The sequence below is a fragment of the Dactylosporangium sp. CA-139114 genome (genome assembly GCF_050955725.1).
Taxonomy (GTDB): Bacteria; Actinomycetota; Actinomycetes; order Mycobacteriales; family Micromonosporaceae; genus Dactylosporangium.
In genome coordinates this window covers 1,294,827-1,313,150 of record NZ_CP192080.1, presented here as the reverse complement: position 1 = coordinate 1,313,150, position 18,324 = coordinate 1,294,827, and the positions used below count along the sequence as shown (strand labels likewise).

The 18,324-nt window shown below is 72.7% G+C and carries 16 protein-coding genes and 1 tRNA gene; 5 read left to right on the top strand and 12 right to left on the bottom strand.

What is annotated here, in order from left to right:
- Positions 1 to 107 precede the first annotated feature (107 nt).
- On the top strand, positions 108 to 455 hold the full coding sequence (locus ACQP2P_RS05955; RefSeq protein ID WP_433613928.1) for an STAS domain-containing protein: 348 nt from the start codon (positions 108 to 110) through the stop codon (positions 453 to 455).
- Positions 456 to 596: 141 nt separating this feature from the next.
- On the opposite strand, the gene rho is transcribed toward ACQP2P_RS05955, so the two are convergent.
- From rho to argS, 9 genes are all read right to left on the bottom strand, one after another.
- Positions 597 to 2,759 carry a transcription termination factor Rho gene (gene rho / locus ACQP2P_RS05950; RefSeq protein ID WP_433613927.1) on the bottom strand — a complete coding sequence of 721 codons (2,163 nt, stop codon included), beginning with the start codon at positions 2,757 to 2,759 and terminating at the stop codon, positions 597 to 599.
- A gap of 797 nt (positions 2,760 to 3,556) precedes the next feature.
- Positions 3,557 to 4,453: a homoserine kinase gene (gene thrB, locus ACQP2P_RS05945; protein WP_433619003.1), complete on the bottom strand. Its 897-nt coding sequence runs from the start codon at positions 4,451 to 4,453 to the stop codon at positions 3,557 to 3,559.
- A 338-nt stretch (positions 4,454 to 4,791) separates the two neighbouring features.
- The gene (locus ACQP2P_RS05940; protein WP_433613926.1) at positions 4,792 to 5,022 is read right to left on the bottom strand and encodes a hypothetical protein; all 231 of its coding nucleotides are present in this window, start codon (positions 5,020 to 5,022) and stop codon (positions 4,792 to 4,794) included.
- A 9-nt stretch (positions 5,023 to 5,031) separates the two neighbouring features.
- Complete coding sequence (locus ACQP2P_RS05935) at positions 5,032 to 5,883, bottom strand: SPFH domain-containing protein (protein WP_433613925.1); 852 nt, start codon at positions 5,881 to 5,883, stop codon at positions 5,032 to 5,034.
- A 227-nt stretch (positions 5,884 to 6,110) separates the two neighbouring features.
- On the bottom strand, positions 6,111 to 7,322 hold the full coding sequence (locus tag ACQP2P_RS05930) for an MFS transporter (protein WP_433613924.1): 1,212 nt from the start codon (positions 7,320 to 7,322) through the stop codon (positions 6,111 to 6,113).
- Positions 7,323 to 7,417: 95 nt separating this feature from the next.
- Positions 7,418 to 8,467: a threonine synthase gene (thrC, locus tag ACQP2P_RS05925; protein WP_350616250.1), complete on the bottom strand. Its 1,050-nt coding sequence runs from the start codon at positions 8,465 to 8,467 to the stop codon at positions 7,418 to 7,420.
- Positions 8,468 to 8,473: 6 nt separating this feature from the next.
- A complete protein-coding gene (locus ACQP2P_RS05920) occupies positions 8,474 to 9,745 on the bottom strand; it encodes a homoserine dehydrogenase (RefSeq protein WP_433619002.1) in 1,272 nt (423 codons plus the stop codon).
- Positions 9,746 to 9,760: 15 nt separating this feature from the next.
- Positions 9,761 to 11,146 (bottom strand): diaminopimelate decarboxylase, encoded by a 1,386-nt coding sequence (lysA, locus tag ACQP2P_RS05915; protein WP_433613923.1) that lies wholly within the window; start codon positions 11,144 to 11,146, stop codon positions 9,761 to 9,763.
- A gap of 8 nt (positions 11,147 to 11,154) precedes the next feature.
- A complete protein-coding gene (gene argS / locus ACQP2P_RS05910; protein ID WP_433613922.1) occupies positions 11,155 to 12,813 on the bottom strand; it encodes an arginine--tRNA ligase in 1,659 nt (552 codons plus the stop codon).
- A gap of 194 nt (positions 12,814 to 13,007) precedes the next feature.
- On the opposite strand from argS, the gene ACQP2P_RS05905 reads away from it, so the two are divergent.
- From ACQP2P_RS05905 to ACQP2P_RS05890, 4 genes are all read left to right on the top strand, one after another.
- A complete protein-coding gene (locus ACQP2P_RS05905) occupies positions 13,008 to 13,928 on the top strand; it encodes a DUF3105 domain-containing protein (protein ID WP_433613921.1) in 921 nt (306 codons plus the stop codon).
- 3 nt (positions 13,929 to 13,931) lie between these two features.
- Positions 13,932 to 14,561 (top strand): DUF305 domain-containing protein, encoded by a 630-nt coding sequence (locus ACQP2P_RS05900; RefSeq protein ID WP_433613920.1) that lies wholly within the window; start codon positions 13,932 to 13,934, stop codon positions 14,559 to 14,561.
- Positions 14,562 to 14,650: 89 nt separating this feature from the next.
- Positions 14,651 to 14,722 (top strand) — tRNA-Arg (locus tag ACQP2P_RS05895).
- A 276-nt stretch (positions 14,723 to 14,998) separates the two neighbouring features.
- The gene (locus ACQP2P_RS05890) at positions 14,999 to 16,333 is read left to right on the top strand and encodes an aminotransferase class I/II-fold pyridoxal phosphate-dependent enzyme (RefSeq protein ID WP_433613919.1); all 1,335 of its coding nucleotides are present in this window, start codon (positions 14,999 to 15,001) and stop codon (positions 16,331 to 16,333) included.
- Here ACQP2P_RS05890 and ACQP2P_RS05885 read toward each other — a convergent pair.
- The 3 genes from ACQP2P_RS05885 to ACQP2P_RS05875 all read right to left on the bottom strand — a co-directional run bounded on the left by ACQP2P_RS05885 (position 16,330) and on the right by ACQP2P_RS05875 (position 18,273).
- On the bottom strand, positions 16,330 to 16,737 hold the full coding sequence (locus ACQP2P_RS05885) for an ASCH domain-containing protein (RefSeq protein WP_433613918.1): 408 nt from the start codon (positions 16,735 to 16,737) through the stop codon (positions 16,330 to 16,332). The genes ACQP2P_RS05890 and ACQP2P_RS05885 overlap by 4 nt on opposite strands.
- A gap of 64 nt (positions 16,738 to 16,801) precedes the next feature.
- Positions 16,802 to 17,467 (bottom strand): response regulator, encoded by a 666-nt coding sequence (locus tag ACQP2P_RS05880; protein WP_433613917.1) that lies wholly within the window; start codon positions 17,465 to 17,467, stop codon positions 16,802 to 16,804.
- A complete protein-coding gene (locus ACQP2P_RS05875) occupies positions 17,464 to 18,273 on the bottom strand; it encodes a sensor histidine kinase (protein ID WP_433613916.1) in 810 nt (269 codons plus the stop codon). The genes ACQP2P_RS05880 and ACQP2P_RS05875 overlap by 4 nt, the downstream gene beginning before the upstream one ends.
- Between the last annotated feature and the right edge of the window lie 51 nt (positions 18,274 to 18,324).

The window sequence follows — 18,324 nt, the reverse complement described above, 5'->3', positions numbered from 1 at the left end:
TTGGGGTTTGTACGCCTGTCTATGAGGCTGACGGTCTATGCGTGCGGAAGGGTCGGATTGTGCAGCCCCCGATGGCCGGCCCGGGCCGGACGCCCGATACTGCTCGTGTGGCGGAAATCCCCATCCGCGCCCGGCGCGAGCCCGACGGCGGCACGGTGCTCGCCGTGCGCGGCGAGGTCGACGTGGCCACGGCGCCCGCGCTGCGCGAGGCGATCGTGCGCGCGGTCGACGGCCGCCCGGCTCGCGTGGTGATCGACCTGGCCGCGGTGTCCTTCATGGACTCCAGCGCGCTGGGGGTGCTGATCAGCGGGTACAAGTACGCGCAGGGCGCCGGCGTCGCGGTGGTGCTCGCGAGCCCGGGGCCTGGGGTGTACCGGCTGCTGCGCACGAGCGGCATGGTGGAGATCTTCGAGGTCGTCGACCCGCCCGACCCGTCCACCGAGATCCGCGGCTGACGCGCCCGCCGCCTCGATCCCGGCCTCCCGCCCGTCCGTGGCTGACGCGCCCGCCGCCTCGATCCCGGCCTCCCGCCCGTCCGTGGCTGAACATGCGGATGCCCCCGGAGCGGCTCGCTCCGGGGGCATCCGCGTTGACGCCTACTCGCCCGGTGTCGTCTGGGCGATCTGCATGAGGAACTCGACGTTGGTCCGGGTCTTCTTGAGCCGGTCCAGCAGGAGGTTCAGCGCCTCCTGCGAGTCGAGCGCGTGCAGCACCTTGCGCAGCTTGATGATGATCGCGAGCTCGTCCGGCGCGAGGAGGATCTCCTCCTTGCGCGTGCTGGACGGGTCGATGTCGATCGCCGGGAAGATGCGCCGGTCGGCGATCTTCCGGTCGAGCTTGAGCTCGGCGTTGCCGGTGCCCTTGAACTCCTCGAAGATGACCGTGTCACCGGTGGAGCCGGTCTCGACCAGCGCCGTGGCGATGATGGTCAGCGAGCCGCCGTTCTCGATGTTGCGCGCGGCGCCGAGGAAGCGCTTCGGCGGGTACAGCGCCGTCGAGTCGATACCGCCGGACAGGATGCGGCCGGAGGCGGGCGACGCGTTGTTGTAGGCGCGGCCGAGCCGGGTGATGGAGTCGAGCAGCACGACGACGTCGTGGCCGAGCTCCACCAGGCGCTTGGCCCGCTCGATGGACAGCTCCGCGACGGTGGTGTGGTCCGTCGGCGGCCGGTCGAAGGTCGAGGCGATGACCTCGCCCTTCACCGAGCGCTGCATGTCGGTGACCTCTTCGGGCCGCTCGTCGACCAGCACGACCATGAGGTGGCACTCGGGGTTGTTGCGGGTGATCGCGTTGGCGATCGCCTGCAGCACCATGGTCTTGCCGGCCTTCGGGGGCGACACGATGAGCGCGCGCTGGCCCTTGCCGATCGGCATCACCAGGTCGATGACGCGCGTGGTCAGGATGTGCGGCTCGGTCTCCAGCCGGAGGCGGTCCTGCGGGTAGAGCGGAGTGAGCTTGTAGAACTCGGGGCGGCGCTTGGCCTCCTCCGGGTCCATGCCGTTGACGGTGTCGAGGCGCACCAGCGGGTTGTACTTGTCCCGCCGCTGCTCGCCGTCGCGCGGCTGGCGCACGGCCCCGGTGACCGCGTCGCCGCGGCGCAGGCCGTAGCGCTTGACCTGCGACATGGCGACGTAGACGTCGTTGGAGCCCGACAGGTAGCCGGTCGTGCGCACGAACGCGTAGTTGTCCAGCACGTCGAGGATGCCCGCGACCGGCACGAGGACGTCGTCCTCGCTGACCTGCGGCTCGTTGCCGCCGCGCCCGCCGGTGGTCTCGGCGCCGTCGCGGTCGCGGCCCCGGCGGCGGTCACGGAACCGGCTGCGCCGCCCGCGACGGCCGGTGCCGTCGTCGTCGCCCTCGTCGTCGGCGAAGCCGCCACGCTGGTTGCGGTCCCCGCGATCGCCGCGCTCGGCCCGCTCGCCACGGTCGGCGCCGTTGCGCTCGGCCCGCTCGGCGCGGTCGCCGCGCTCGGCCCGGTCACCGCGGTCGTTGCGGTCGGCCCGCTCGCCGCGCTCGGCCCGGTCACCACGCTCGGCGCGCTCGGTGCGCTCCCCGCGCTCGCCCCGGTCACCGCGCTCGGCCCGCTCGGCCCGCTCGCCGCGCTCCGCGCGCTCGGTGGTGCCCCGCTCGGCCCGCTCGGTGGTGCCGCGCTCCGCCCGCTCGGTGGTGCCGCGCTCGGCCCGCTCGGTGGTGCCCCGCTCGGCCCGCTCGGTGGTGCCCCGCTCGGCCCGCTCCGCGCGCTCGGCGCGGCTGGGGCGCTCGGCCCGCCCGGCGACCGGCGCCTCGGCGGCGGCCGGCTCGGCCGTGGCGGTCTCCTCGCGCGCGGCCCGCGGCTCCGGCGGACCCGCGGCGCGGGTGGCCCGACGAGGGGAACGGGCCGGCGGCTCGGTGACCTCGGTGGCCGAGGGCCACTCCGCCTCGGGGGCCTCGGTGCGGGCCTCGGCGGCCGTGCTGCGCGACCGGGTGCGAGTGGGGGCCGCGGTGGCGCTGGCCTTCGCCTCGGTGGCCTTCGCTTCGGCGGCGGGGCGCGCGTCGCCCGCCTGGCGCTCCTGGATGGCGGTGACGAGCTCGCCCTTACGCATGCGAGCCGTGCCGGAGATGCCCAACGAGGCGGCCAGGCTCTGCAGCTCGGGAAGCAGCATGCCGGCCAACCCCGTGCCAGAGCGCCGCCGACGCGTCGCGCCGGCCTCGGCGCCGTCGGCCTCAACCGCGGTGCGGTCGGTGGAGACATCCGACGTGACGTCGGTGGTGTCGCTCAATGGATTCCTTCCCTCGTTAGGTTCCGGGGCCGGCCCGTATTCGACTTTGGTGGCCGGGCGGCCCGCGGGTGCTCCTCGCCGCCGTCTTGCGTATGTGCGGTGTGGAGGTCGTGCGTTGCCCCGGTTGTCCGGGGGTGGTGCGTGTTCCCGCATCGACGGTGTGCCGGGGGTCTTGCGTGCTCCCATCTTGACCGTGCGATGCGGAGTTGTTCCTGCTGCTCTCCCGGATTCGACGTGCGGCCGGGAGGGTTTGCAGCGCTTTTGGCGGTGGACCCTGACGCCACCCTGTGCGTCATCGGCCCAGCCGAGTGCGCGCGACCACAGGAAACGCGGGTTGGCGGCCGGGCGTGCGCAAGGGGTGCCACGGAATTCGGAGCACGCCGACCCGCATGAGATCGCCGCACTGAGCGGCTGCTTAAGACTAGAGAGTAATCAACTCCGCCAGCCAGCGGCAACAGGGCCCCGCTCGGCGTGTTCCAGGGTACCTCATACCGGCTCACCACCGGGCCCGACGTCCACGACATCGACAAGGGCGCATCGCGCGCGTCACCTGCCATCTTCGGCCGGCGACACACCGCACGGCCCACCGCTGACGGCCGCTGACGGCCGCGCGTGCACACGGCACGGCCCGCAGACGAGAGCCCCGGCTGAGCCCGGCTGCGGCGGCACACGGCCCACAGCCGTGCACGGCCCACGCGGCCAAGGTTCCGCACGGCCCACGGTTGCACACGGCTCGCGGCGACCGGGGTTTTCAGACTCTGCGGATCAGGTCAGTTCGCCACCGGGCCCGGCACGGGTCAGTCGACCTCGAGCCGGGCGCCGGTCAGGTCGACGTCGAGCGGGAGGACGCGCCAGCCCGCGACCGGCCGCGGGGTCCACCCGCCCACCCCGAACGCGAGCACGCTCGGGCCCGCGCCCGAGACCACGGCGGCCACGCCCTCGGCGCGCAGGCTCGCGACCAGGTCGGCGGTGCCCGCCATCCCCTCGGCGCGGTAGTCCTGGTGGAGCCGGTCCGCGGTCGCCGCGAAGAGCGCGCCCGGGTCGCCGTCGAGGGCGTGCACGAGCAGCGCGGCGCGCCCGGCGTTGAACGCGGCGTCGCCGTGCGGGACGGTCTTGGGCAGCGCTGCGCGCGCGACCTCGGTCAGGCCGCGCTCCTCGGGCACGAAGAGCACGGGGCGGATGTCCGGGGAGGGCTCCCGGCGTACGGCCACGGCCCCCCCGTCCCCCGTCCACGCGATCGTGAAGCCGCCGAGCAGGCACGGCGCCACGTTGTCGGGGTGACCCTCGATCTCGTCGGCCAGCACCAGCGCGGCCGCGTCGTCCATGCGCTCGGCGCCGCCCACGGTCAGGGCCCGGGCCAGCACGATCCCGGCGACGATGGCGGCCGAGGAGGAGCCGAGGCCGCGGGCCTGGGGAATGCGGTTGCGGCACCGCAGCGCGAGGCCGGGGGGCTGCCCGCCGAGCACGGCGAAGGCGCGGCGCATCGCGCGCACGACCAGGTGGGTCTCGTCGGCGGGCAGGTCGCCCTCACCCTCGCCGCTCACCTCGACCGTGACGCCGCCGGCGGTAACCTGGGCCTCGACCTCGTCGTACAGCGTCAGCGCCAGGCCGAGCGCGTCGAATCCGGGGCCGAGGTTGGCGCTCGTCGCGGGGACGAGCACGACGACGGGTCGGGACAGGAAGGCCATGCCCATCATCTCACCATGAGGACGGCGCGCCCATTTCCCGGGATCGCCACCACATCCCGGAACCCGCCCGGCGCGGGCCGGCGGAGCGCGCGTGGTGAGCGCATCGGCCACCCCGCACCAGCCGCGAGCACGCCCAAACACGCCTGCGCCCCGCACGAGCCGGTGAGCACGCCACCGCCCCCCACGAGCCGCGAGCACCTCGACGACCCGCACGTGCTGTGCGCGCGGGCGGTGCGCACCCCACCGCCCGGCGCGTGCCGGCAACACGAGCCGCGAGCGCCTCACCCGCCCCGGCCGCAGGCTCGGAGCCCGGCAGCGGGGGCGGTGAGGTCCGCGGCATCGCCTCAGTCGCCGGCTTCCCCCTCGTCGCCGTCGTCACCCTCGGCAGCGGAGTCGGGCTCCGAGCCCGACGAGGGCTGGCCGCGTTTCGGGTCGCGGCCCGCCTGGCGCAACGCCTGGCGCAGGGCGAACTCGATCTGCGCGTTCACGCTGCGCAGGTCGTCGCCGGCCCACCGCGCGATCGCGTCGTAGACCTGGGGGTCCAGCCGCAGCAGCAGCTTCTTGCGCTCGGGCACGACGACCGGTCAGGCGTAGAGCGTGCCGGTGTTGACCACGGGCTGGACGTTGCGGTCGCCGCAGAGCACGACGAGCAGGTTGGCCACCATCTGGGCCTTGCGCTCCTCGTCCAGCTCGACGACGTCGAGCTCGCTGAGCCGCTCCAGCGCGCTCTGGACCATCCCGACGGCGCCTTCCACAATTTTGTACCGCGCCCCCACGATCGCGCTGGCCTGCTGGCGGGCGAGCATGGCCTGGGCGATCTCGGGCGCGTAGGCGAGGTGGGTGATCCGCGACTCGAGCACCTCGACCCCGGCCAGCGCCACGCGCTCGCCCAGCTCGACGGTGAGCTCCTCGCTGACCACGTTGCCCTCGCGCAGGCTGGAGCGGCCGTCGTCGTGGGACTCGTACGGGTAGCTCGTGGCGAGGTGCCGCACGGCCGCCTCGGACTGCACCGCGACGTACGAGATGTGGTCGTCCACGCCGAAGGACGCCTTGAACGTGTCCACGACGCGCCAGACGACCACGGCCGCGATCTCCACCGGGTTGCCGTCGGCGTCGGAGACCTTGAGCCGGTCGGTCTCGAAGTTGCGCACCCGGCGGGACAGGCGGCGCTTGGCGGTGAGCGGCACGGTCCAGTGGAAGCCGGCGTCGCCGATGGTGCCCACGTAGCGCCCGAAGAACTGCATCACCCGGGCCTCGTTCGGGTTGACCACGGTGAACCCGCTCAGGATCAGGGCGGCGACCAGTGAGAGCAGGACGACGACCGCGGCCCCGGCGTCCTCGGGCAGCCGGGCGACGGCGGCGACGGCCCCGCCGGCCACGATGAGCAGCACGCCGAGCATCACGAACCCGGCTACTCGAAACGCCCGTCGCTCCATGACTCCTCCAGGGGGGTGGCTATCGAAGTGATATCACCACGATAGCTCACCCGCGCAAGACGCCGAAACTTTCACGATCTTCGGCCGAATCGGAGAAGTGACCCGTCGGGGTATAAAAGGGATATGTCCGATCGCGAAGCGTCGGACATATCGGGAACTCCTCGGCGGCGGGGCGAGGCCGCGGCAGTCCGAGTCGCACCGGCTGCGGCCGGCCCGCGCGAACGGGACTACTCCGTGGCGGGAGCCGGGCGCCGCAGCGACACCAGGGACCAGCCCGCCGCGTACAGCAGCGTCACCGCCCCGCACGCCGCCACCAGCACCCGCGGGTCGGTGTGGTCCACGAAGACGCCCACCGCCAGCTGGCTGGCCGCGACCGAAAGGGTCGCCAGCATGAAGTCCGTCGCGAAGACCCGTCCCCGCAGGGCGTCGGGAACCTCCGCCTGCAGGACGTAGTTCGACATCATCCAGTTGCCGCCCGCGGCCAGATGCGCCACCACGACGCCGGCCAGGGCCAGCGGAAACAGCGTCGTCAGGCTGACGCCGATGTAGGCCAGGCCGTACAGCGACATCGACAGCGCCAGCCCCGGCAGCAGCCAGGAGCGGTGGGACAGCACCCTGCGCAGCACCATCGGGCCGACCAGCGCGCCCAGGCCCCGGGCGGCGAAGAGCAGGCCGGTGCCCAGCGGGCCGGCACCCAGCGCGAGCGCCAGCAGCGGGAAGACCGTCAGGACGCCGTTGCCGAAGCCGACCGCGGACTTCACGGTCACCAGGGAGGCGATCCTCGGGCGGGCACGGATGTAGCGCAGGGACTCGGCGATCGCGGCGAACGCCGGGGCCGGGGGCTCGGTGCGCTCCGCCTGCAGGGGGCGGCGCACGCGCCAGACCTGGAAGGCCGAGAAGAGCAGCAGGGCCGAGGCGATGACGAAGCACGGGTAGGCGCCGAAGGCCTCCGACGCGATGCCGCCCAGCGACGCGCCGATCACGAGCATGGTGCCCCAGGCCGAGCCCGCGAGCGCGTTGGCCGCCGGCAGGTCCCCGGGGTCGACCACGTTGGGCAGGGCGGCCTGGGCGGCGGGGGTGAAGAAGGCCTTGGCGACCGCGATCGCGCCGACGGTCACCAGGGCCACCCAGGCCGTCGCCGGGGTGCGCACCAGCAGCAGGAACAGGGCGCACACCGCCATGGCGAGGTCGGCGGCGATGACGATGCGGCGGCGGTCGACGCGGTCGGCGATCGTTCCCGTGAAGGGCAGCAGCAGCGCCGTCACCCCCGTGTCGGCGGCCAGCACGAGCCCGCCCCACAGCCCCGAGCCGGTAAGGTGGGGCAGCAGGGTGAGCAGGGGGATCATCACGAACCAGTCGGCGCCCAGGCCGATCAGGTCAGCGGTGAACAGGTTGCGGAAGTCCTTGTTGCGCGTAAGGACCGAGAGCGCTGGCGGCACGTTGCACACGGTACGGCCTTGCCCTCGGCCCCACGGACGCCGGGATTCCTGGCGGGAGCAACGGTCCGCAGGTGACGCGGACCCGAGCCATGAAGCTAGGCCAGATCGAGTGCCTTCGCGGCGGCGAGTGGCTCGGCGGGGATCGTCGTCGGCGCCGGGGCCGTGGAGATCGCCCACTCCGGGTCCTTCAGCCCGTGGCCCGTCACCGTGCACACGATCGTCTGGCCGGGCTCGATGCGGCCCTGCGCGGTCGCCTGCAGCAGGCCGGCCACGCTCGCCGCGCTGCCCAGCTCCACGAAGACGCCGACCGAGCGGGCCAGCAGCCGGTACGCCTGCAGGATGTCGCGGTCGGTCACGGCGTCGATGAGGCCGCCGGACTCGTCGCGGGCGTCGACCGCCTTCGTCCAGCTCGCCGGGTTGCCGATGCGGATGGCGGTGGCGATCGTGCTCGGCTCGCGCACCACCTCGCCCCGGACGATCGGCGCGGCGCCGGAGGCCTGGAAGCCGAACATGCGCGGGCGCCGGGTGGCGTTGCCGGCCTCGACCTCCTCCTTGTAGCCCATCCAGTACGCGGTGATGTTGCCCGCGTTGCCGACCGGCAGGCAGTGGATGTGCGGCGCGTCGCCGAGGGTGCGCACGATCTCGAAGGACGCGGTCTTCTGGCCCTGCAGCCGGTCCGGGTTCACCGAGTTGACCAGCGAGACCGGGTAGTCCAGCGACAGCTTGCTGGCCAGCGCCAGGCAGTCGTCGAAGTTGCCCGTCACCTGCAGCAGGCGGGCGCCGTGCACGAGGGCCTGGGCGAGCTTGCCGAGGGCGATCTTGCCCGTCGGCACGAGCACGGCGCAGGTGATGCCGGCCCGGGCGGCGTACGCGGCGGCCGAGGCCGACGTGTTGCCGGTGGAGGCGCAGATGATCGCCTTCGCGCCGTCCTCGACCGCCTTGGAGACCGCCACCGTCATGCCGCGGTCCTTGAACGAGCCGGTCGGGTTGGCCCCCTCGACCTTGAGGTACACGTCGCAGCCCGTGCGCGCGGAGAGCTCCGGCGCCGGCAGCAGCGGCGTGTTGCCCTCCTGCAGCGTGATCACCGGAGTCTGCGGCCCGACCGGGAGACGGTCCCGGAATTCCTCGATCAATCCACGCCACATGGCGCCTTACTCCCCTTCGACCCGCAGGACGCTCGCCACGGCGCGAACGATGTCCAGTGCCCGCAGCTCGGCGACGGTCGCGGCGAGGGCGCGATCCGGCGCGGCGTGCGTGACGATGACGAGCACGGCCTGGTTGCCGCGGCCGGACTGGTTCACGGTCGCGATGCTGACGCCGTGCTTGGCGAAGACGCCCGCGACCGCGGCGAGCACGCCGGCCTTGTCGGAGACGTCCAGGCTGATGTGGTACCGCGTGGACACGTCCCCGATCGGCGAGACCGGAAGGTCCGCGTAGGCGGACTCGGACGCGTTGCGCACGCCGGCGAGGCGGTTGCGGGCCACGGCGACGACGTCGCCGAGCACCGCGGAGGCGGTCGGGGCGCCGCCCGCGCCGCGGCCGTAGAACATCAGCTGCCCGGCCGCCTCGGCCTCGACGAACACGGCGTTGAACGCGTCGCCGACGCCCGCGAGCGGGTGCGTGCGCGGGATCATCGCCGGGTGCACGCGCACCGAGACGGCCCCGTTGGCCTTCGACGCGATGCACAGCAGCTTGATCGTGCAGCCCATGGCCTTCGCGCTGGCCATGTCGGCCGCGGTGACCTCGGTGATGCCCTCGCGGTGGACGTCGGCCGAGGTGACCCGGCTGTGGAAGGCCATCGAGGCGAGGATCGCGGCCTTGGCGGCGGCGTCGAAGCCCTCGACGTCGGCGGTCGGGTCGGCCTCGGCGTAGCCCAGCGCGGTCGCCTCCTCGAGCGCCTCGGCGAAGCCGGCGCCGGTGGCGTCCATCGAGGAGAGGATGAAGTTCGTGGTGCCGTTGACGATGCCGGTCACCCGGGTGATCCGGTCGCCGTGCAGCGAGTCGCGCAGGGGGCGCAGGAGCGGGATGGCGCCGGCGACGGAGGCCTCGTAGTACAGGTCCGCGCCGCAGTCCGCGGCCGCCTTGTGCAGGGTGGCGCCGTCCTCGCCGAGCAGCGCCTTGTTGGCCGTGACCACGCTCTTGCCGGCGTGCAGGGCCTCCAGCAGCCAGGTCCGGGCCGGCTCGATGCCGCCGACGACCTCGACCACCACGTCGACGTCGTCACGCGTGACGAGCCCGAGCGCGTCGGTGGTGAACAGGGCGGGGTCGACCGGCAGCTCACGCGCCTTGTTGAGGCGGCGGACGGCGACGCCCACCAGCTCCAGCGGCGCGCCGATGCGGGCCGTGAGGTCGTGCTCCTGCTCGTGCAGCAGGCGGACCACCTCGGAACCGACGGTCCCGCAGCCCAGCAGCGCTACCTTCACCGATTGCGGCATCTGTCACCCCACGTCCAGTCTCAGCAGATCGTCCACGGTCTCCCGGCGGACGATGACGCGCGACGCACCGTCGGCCACCGCCACGACCGGCGGGCGGGGCACGTGGTTGTAGTTGCTCGCCATGCTGCGGCAATAGGCGCCGGTGCCCGGGACCGCAAGAAGATCTCCGGCCTTGACGTCGGCCGGCAGGAATTCATCTTTCACGACGATGTCCCCGGACTCGCAATGTTTTCCCACCACGCGGGCGAGAATCGGCGGTTCGCAGGACGCCCGTCCGGCCACGGTGGCGGAGTAGGCCGCGTCGTACAGCGCGGTGCGGATGTTGTCGCTCATGCCGCCGTCGACGGAGACGTACGTGCGGATGCCGTCGACGTCCTTGACCGTGCCGACCTCGTAGAGGGTGAACATCGCCGGCCCGACGATGGCGCGGCCCGGCTCGACGGAGAGGTGCGGCACGCTCAGGTGCAGCGCGGCACACTCCTGCTTGACGATCCGCAGCAGGTCCCCGGCCAGGTCGTGCGGGTCGGCGGGCTCGTCCTGGGTGGTGTACGCGATGCCGAACCCGCCCCCGAGGTCGAGCTCGGGCAGCTCGCGGCCGTGCACCTCGTTGATGCGGGCCTGCAGCGACAGCAGCCGCCGCGCGGCGACCTCGAAGCCGGAGGCGTCGAAGATCTGCGAGCCGATGTGCGAGTGCAGGCCGCGCAGCTCCAGCACGTCGTCGGCGAGGATCTTGTCGACCGCCTCGGCCGCGGCGCCGCCGGCCAGCGAGAAGCCGAACTTCTGGTCCTCGTGCGCGGTGGCGATGAACTCGTGCGTGTGCGCCTCCACGCCGACGGTCACCCGGACCATCACGTTCGGGCGCTTGCCGGACTCGATCGCGATCCGGGTGAGCCGCTCGATCTCGTCGAAGGAGTCGACGATGATCCGGCCGACGCCGGCCTCGACGGCGGCGGTGAGCTCCTCGACCGACTTGTTGTTGCCGTGCAGGCCGATGCGCTGCGGCGGCATGCCGCCCTTCAGGGCGACCGCGAGCTCGCCGCCGGTGCACACGTCCAGGCTGAGGCCCTCCTCCACGAGGATCCTGACCACGGCCGTGGCGAGGAACGCCTTGCCCGCGTAGTAGACCTCAGCCCCGCCGAAGGCGTTCCGGAAATTCCGGCATCTGTCGCGAAAGTCCGCTTCGTCCAAAACGTAGGCCGGCGTGCCGTGGTCCCGGGCGATCTGCCCGACCTCGACGCCACCGACGGTGATCTGCCCGTTTTCTGCGCGCGTGACGGTTTTGGGCCACAGAATCGGGACCAATGCGTTCACGTCCGCGGGCGTACGCAGCCAGGACGGTCCGTTGGAGCCGAGGTCCGCGTGGAGCGCCCCAGCCTCGTGTGCGCGCATGTCTTCCTCTACATCTGTTCCGGCGCGGAGACGCCGAGCAGGTCCAGGCCGTTGACGATGACCTGCCGGGTGGCGGCGTTGAGCCAGAGCCGGGCCCGGTGCGTCTCCGTGAACGGGTCGTCGCCCCGGGGCAGCACGAGGCAGTTGTCGTAGAACCGGTGGTACTGCCCGGCCAGATCCTCCAGATAGCGTGCCACGCGATGCGGCTCACGCAGCTCCGCCGCGGTGGCGACGACGCCGGGGAAGTCCCCGAGCGCCTTCAGAAGATCCAGTTCCTTCTCGTGTACCAGCAGAGCCGCGTCGTACGTCTCGGAGCGCTCGTAGCCGTACTCCGCCGCGTTGCGCGCGATCGACGAGATGCGCGCCCCGACGTACTGCACGTAGAAGACCGGGTTGTCGTTCTTCTGCCGCGTGATGACCTCGATGTCCAGCGTCAGCGGCGAGTCGGTGGAGGAGCGGGCCAGCGAGTACCGGGCCGCGTCCACGCCGACGGCGTCGATGAGCTCGTCGAGGGTGATCAGCGTGCCGGCGCGCTTGCTCAGCCGGACCGGCTCGCCGCCGCGCAGCAGGCTCACCAGCTGGCCGATGAGCACCTCGATGTTGCGCCGCGGGTCGTCACCGGCGCAGGCCGCGATGGCCTTGAGGCGGCCGATGTAGCCGTGGTGGTCCGCGCCGAGCATGTAGATGCAGCGCTCGAAGCCGCGCTCGCGCTTGTTGATGTAGTACGCGGCGTCGGCGGCGAAGTAGGTCTTCTCGCCGTTGGAGCGGATCAGCACCCGGTCCTTGTCGTCGCCGAAGTCGGTCGTGCGCAGCCAGACGGCGCCGTCGGACTCGAAGACGTGGCCCTGCTTGCGCAGCTCGTCGAGGGCGTGCTCGACCGCGCCGCCCTCGTGCAGCGTCTTCTCGGAGAACCACACGTCGAAGTGCACGCCGAACCGCTCGAGGCTCTCGCGCATCTCCTGGAGCATCTTCTCGTACGCCTTCTGCAGGAACGCCGCCTGCTGCTCCTCCTCCGGCAGCTGCAGAATGTCCGGATCGGCGGCCTTGATGGCGTTGGCGATGTCCTGCACGTATTCGCCGGGGTAGCCGTCCGGCGGCGTGGGCTGCCCGTGCGCGGCGGCCATGACGGACTCGCCGAACCGGTTCATCTGCACGCCCGCGTCGTTGATGTAGTGCTCGCGGGTCACGTCGGCACCGGCCGCGGTCAGGATGCGGCCCAGGGCGTCGCCGACGGCGGCCCAGCGGGTGTGGCCGAGGTGGACGGGGCCGGTGGGGTTCGCCGAGACGAACTCCAGGTTGACCTTCTCCTTGGCCAGGGTCTCGCTGCGGCCGTAGCCGCGCCCGGCGCGCACGATGAGCCCGGCAAGCTCGCCCACGGCCCCGGCCGCGAGCCGGATGTTGAGGAATCCAGGCCCGGCGATCTCCACACTCGCGATCCCGGGAGTTTCCTGCAAGTTTTTCGCGACCGCCGCGGCCAGTTCGCGCGGGTTCAGCCCGACCCGCTTGCCCAGCTGCATGGCGATATTGGACGCATAGTCACCATGCTCCGGGTTTCGGGGTCGCTCCACGCTGGTCGTCGCCGGGAGCACGGACGCGTCGAGGTCACGCTCGGTGATGGCCGCACGGGCGGCGGCGAGGACTGCTACGGCGAGTTCAGCGGGAGTCACCGACAAATGTTATCGGGGGTAGACTCCGGTACTTGGCGGCGGCCCGTTGTGCTGGTCACAATGCGGGACGGCTGGAACCGGATTCCCCCCGCGGGGGAGGGAGCCACCGGAGCAGTTCCCCGCCGCGACCCCCGACCGTTGACCAGACGAGGCCCGATGAGCGAGCACCACGCTGAGCGTTGCGAGGCGACGAGATGAGCATGAGCACCCAGCACGGTGGCGGCAACCGTAAGCCGTCCACCAAGGCCGTCTCCGGCGCGAAGCCGAAGCAGGGCGGCGACGAGGACGCCGACCTGGAGAACGTGGACGCCGTCGAGGACTCCGAGGTTTCGGATTCCGCGGAGACCGCCACCCCGGCCAAGCCCAAGGCGAACCCGCGCAAGTCGGCTCCGGCCCGCAAGACCGCCCCGGCCGGGAAGCGGCCCGCCACCGCCCGGCCCGCGGCCAAGAAGATCGCGCCGGTCAAGGTCAAGCAGGGCATGAGCTGGGGCCCGATCGCGCTGTTCACCACGGTCGGCGTGCTGGCCCTGGGCATCGTGGGCTTCGCCGGCTACCAGGTGTACGAGAACGGCCTGGGCTGGCACGACCGCGCGGACCAGATCAGCGGTCTCAAGGACTACTACAAGCTCGACAAGGCCATGGTCGGCCAGCGCGAGCACGTGTGGGGCCCGCAGACCTACAAGCTCAACCCGCCCGTCGCCGGCAACCACAACCCGAACTGGCAGCGCTGCCTGGGCGACGTCTACACGTCCCAGATCGCCAGCGAGCACGCGCTGCACAGCATGGAGCACGGCGCCGTCTGGATCACGTACAACCCGAGCCTCCCCGCCGACCAGGTCGAGGCGCTGGCCAAGCGTGTGCGCGGCAACGACTACATGCTCATGAGCCCGTACCCGAACCTGGACTCCCCGATCTCGCTGCAGGCGTGGGGCTTCCAGCTCAAGGTCGACAACGCGAGCGACAAGCGCATCGACGAGTTCATCAAGGCGCTGCGCCAGAACGCGACGCTCGAGGCCGGCACCCCGTGCTCCAGCGGTGACATCATCACCGAGACCGGCAGCACGCCGCGCGACCTCGGCAAGGACGGCGGCTCGACGCAGATGGGCAGCAACTAGCCCGTGTTCGCGCAACTTTCACGGCGGGCGCGCCTGAGCCTGGGCGCGCTCGCCGCCGTGCTCCTCCTGGTGACGGGCATCGCGGTCGGGTACCTCATCCCGATCATGAACCGCCCCGGCGAGAACTCCATCGACGCCGGCTTCGCCCGCGACATGAGCGTGCACCACGCGCAGGCGGTCGAGATGGGGATGTTCGCGTACCGCCTCGGCACCACCGACGACATCCGCAACCTGGGGTACGACATCGCCGCGAGCCAGCAGTGGCAGATCGGCCAGATGCAAACCTGGCTGACGGAGTGGCACCTCTCCCCCACGTCCTCCAACCACCCCATGGCATGGATGCCGTCGGGGATGAACACCCTGCAGCCGGACGGCCGCATGCCCGGCATGGCCTCGGACGCCGAGCTGAAGAAGCTCAAGTCCTCCCAGGGCAAGGACTTCGACACCCTCTGGTGCCAGCTCATGCTGCGCCACCACCTCGGCGGCATCCACATGGCGGAGATCGCCGCGAAGGACGCCGCAGACCCCGAGGTCCGCGACGCCGCGGAGAAGATCCGCGTGTCCCAGTCGTACGACATCTCGCAGCTGACGGAGAAGCTCAAGGACCTCGGCGCGCAGCCGCTGTCCTCGTAGTTCCGCCCGTTGTCACCCGTCCCACGCATCGCAGGGGAACCAGTTCGTGGGGCGGGTGGGGGCTCTGCTAGTCTGTTCGAGGTCGTAAGGCCCCCGTAGCTCAGGGGATAGAGCACCGCCCTCCGGAGGCGGGAGCGCAGGTTCGAATCCTGCCGGGGGCACAGTATTTCCGCGCTTACGCGCGGGCGGGGGCCCAACCTGCCCCCCGTTACCCCCATGGCTGCTGCGCAGCTACTGGCCGAGCTTCGCTGGCCAGTTCACAGACCCCATTCGCTCGTAGTGGTCCTCGAGTTCGAGTCGGACGCGGCCATGCCACAGTCCGAGCGCACCGGCGGATCGCTTGCTGCCACCGAGCAGTGGCTGATCAGCACGGCAGCGAGACGGCGTCGTGCGGCGGACGGGTCGGCGGGCGTCTGGTGGGCTATAGGGTCAAGGGCGTGACCGTGGGCTTTGCGCTGGCCGGGCGTACGGCGAGCGAAATCTCCGCCGCCGTCGAGGCAGGTGTGCGCTCCGGCAGCCTGCAAGCCGGCGACCCCCTCCCGCCGATTCGCGCCGCGGCCACGCAGCTCGGGGTCAGTCCCGCGACCGTCGCCGCCGCGTATCAGGCGTTGCGCCAGCGTGGGATCGCCGAGTCGGCGGGGCGGCACGGTACTCGGGTGCGGCCCCGGCCCGCCGTTGCGCCCGCGCGGGGGCAGTTTCGGCTCGAAGTGCCCGAGGGCGTGCTCGATCTGGCCACCGGGGCGCCCGATCCCCGGCTGCTGCCGGATCTCGGGCCGGCCCTCGCGCGCGCCGCTGCGGCGGGGACGTCCACCGGGTACGCCGCCGGGACCGTGCATCCGCCGTTGCGCGCCGCGGCCAGGGAGAGGCTCGAGCGCGACGGGGTCGACGGGAGTGAGCTCGCCGTTGTCGGGGGTGCGCTCGACGGGATCGAGCGGCTGCTCAACGCGCACCTGCTGCCCGGTGACCGCGTCGCCGTCGAGGATCCCGGGTGGGCGAATCTGCTCGATCTCGTCGCCGCGCTCGGGTTGCGGGCGGTGCCGGTGCCCGTCGACGAGGACGGGCCGGACCCTCGGCGGCTCGCGGACGCGCTGCGCGCCGGGGCTCGCGCGTTCGTGGTGACCAGCCGCGCCCACAATCCTACCGGAGCCGGCGTGACCGCGGCCCGGGCCGTCGATCTTCGCGCCGTGCTCGCCGAGCACCCCGACGTGCTCGTGATCGAGGACGACCACGCCGGGGAGCTCTCCGTCGACGCGCTGCATCCGCTGGCCGGGGCTACGGGGGCGTGGGGATTCGTACGGTCGGTCAGCAAGTCCTACGGGCCCGACCTCCGCCTCGCCGTGGTCGCCGGCGACGCCACCAGCATCGGGCGGCTCGTCGGGCGGCAGCGCGTCGGCACCGGGTGGGTGTCGCTGCTCCTCCAGCGGCTCGTCGCCGATCTGTGGTCCGACCCGGCCGTGGCGGTGACGGTGGCGACGGCGAAGGAGGAGTACGAAATCCGCCGAACCGCCCTCGTGGAAGCGCTGCGGGCCAGGAACCAGCCGGTCACCGGCCGCACGGGGCTCAACGTCTGGGTGTCGGTGCCCGACGAGACGACCGCGGTGGCGCGGCTGCGGGAGGCCGGGTTCGCGGTGGCGCCCGGCGCGCTGTACCGCATCGCCACGCCCCCCGCGATCCGCATCTCGGTCGGCGGCCTGGAGACGGACGCGGTCCCCGCCTTGGCCGACGCGACCGTCCGGGCCGTGACCGGGACGAGCGAGACGCCGGGGGTCTAGCGCACGAGCCGGAAGCGCTGCAGCACCGCGAGCGTGTCGTCGTCGACGGTGAACGCGGGATCGCCCAGCCAGCTCCGGTACTCCGGCCCGTGCCAGAAGCGCTCGTGCGTCTCCCGCCACTGCGCGACGGAGGCGTCCCCTTCCCCCTCGTCGACGGCGTGCGCGAGGTCGACGTCGCCGAGCCGGACCACGCGAACCCCGACGACCTCGATGACCCCGACGCGCCGCCCGCCGGAGTCGAGGACCGCGGCCCGCTGCCCGACTTCCGGCAGCGGCTCCTGATCGAGCGCATAGTCCTGCAGCAGCGCGGTCGTGGTCGTCTTGTCGCCGCCGAGCACGGCCGCGACCAGCTTGTCGCGCAACTCCCCGGGAAACCCGAACTCAACGACCGGCAACTCGTCCACGGCTCGTCACTCTAGCCGCGCGCCTCCTCAGAGTCCGCGGCCGGCGGGATCGGCGATGATCCGGTCAGGGCCCGTCTGAGGCGGGGCGGACGAGCCCGGTCTCGTACGCCAGCACGACCGCCTGCGCCCGGTCGCGCAGGCTCAGCTTGGTGAAGATCCGCGCCACGTGGGTCTTGACGGTCGCCTCGCTCAGGGTCAGGGCCGCGGCCAGCTCCGCGTTGGACAGGCCCTGGCCCATGAGGGTCAGGACCTCGAGCTCGCGGGGCGTGAGGGGCGTCAGGTCGCGGTGCAGGGGCGGCGGCTGCGACGCGGCGGCGAAGCGCTCGACCAGGCGGCGGGTGATCGACGGGGCCAGCAGGGCGTCGCCGGTGTCCACGAGCCGGACCGCGTTCGCCAGGTGCTCCGGCGTCACGTCCTTGAGCAGGAAGCCGCTCGCGCCGGCGGCCAGGGCCGCGTACACGTACCGGTCCAGGTCGAACGTCGTGAGCATGATGATCCGGCACCTCGGCTGCCGCTCGACGATCTGGCGGGTCGCGGCCAGGCCGTCGAGGTTGGGCATGCGGATGTCCATGAGGATCACGTCGGGGCGCAGGCGCTCGGCCGCGGAGACCGCCTCGACGCCGTCGGCCGCCTCGCCCACCACGTCCACGCCGCGCGCGTTGAGGATCATGCGGAAGCCGGTGCGGACCAGCGCCTGGTCGTCAGCGATCAGGACCCGCGGACCGCTCATGCCGCGTCCAGGGGGATGCGGGCGCGGACCCGGAAGCCGCCGCCGAAGCGCCGGCGGGCGTCGAAGTCGCCGCCGTACACCGCGATCCGCTCCCGCAGGCCGAGCAGGCCCCGGCCGGTGCCGACGGGCGCGGTGCGGCGCGCGGGGCGGGCGGGGCCGGTGTTGAGGACCTCGATGCGCAGGGAACGCTCGGCGTACCGCACGGAGACCTCCGCCCGATCCGCCTCCCCGTGCTTGAGCGCGTTGGTGAGCGCCTCCTGGATGATCCGGTACGCCGTGGTGTCGATCCCGGCCGGCAGCGGCCGCGGCTCCCCGTTGATGAACACGTCGACCGGCAGCCCGGCGAACGCGATGCGGTCCACGAGCCGGCTCAGCCCGTCGAGGCCGGGCTGCGGCTCGAAGTGCTCCTCGGCCCCGTCGGCCGCGGGGGCGAGCAGGCCCAGCAGGTGCCGCAGCTCCTTGAGCGCGTCGCGGCCCGCCCCCTCCACCGCGGCCAGCGCGCCGGCCACGTCGGGCGGGACGTCGGCGGCCGAGGCGGCGAGGACCTCGCGCGCGGCCCCGGCCTGCACGACCATCACGCTCACGTTGTGGCTCACGATGTCGTGCAGCTCGCGGGCGATCCGGGCCCGTTCGGCCGCGACGGCCCCGCTCGCCGCCGCCTGCCGCTCGCGCTCGAGCAGCCAGCCCCGCTCGTCCAGCGCCCGCCGGTGCCGCCGCCGGGCGCGCGCGGCCGCGAGCCCCGCCGCGACCGCCGCCGCGGCGGCGACCACGAACGCCGCGAGCAGCACGGCGGCGAGGAGGGTCACCCTCGTCACGATGCCAGACGCGCGCCCGGGCGCGCATCGGACCACGGCAGC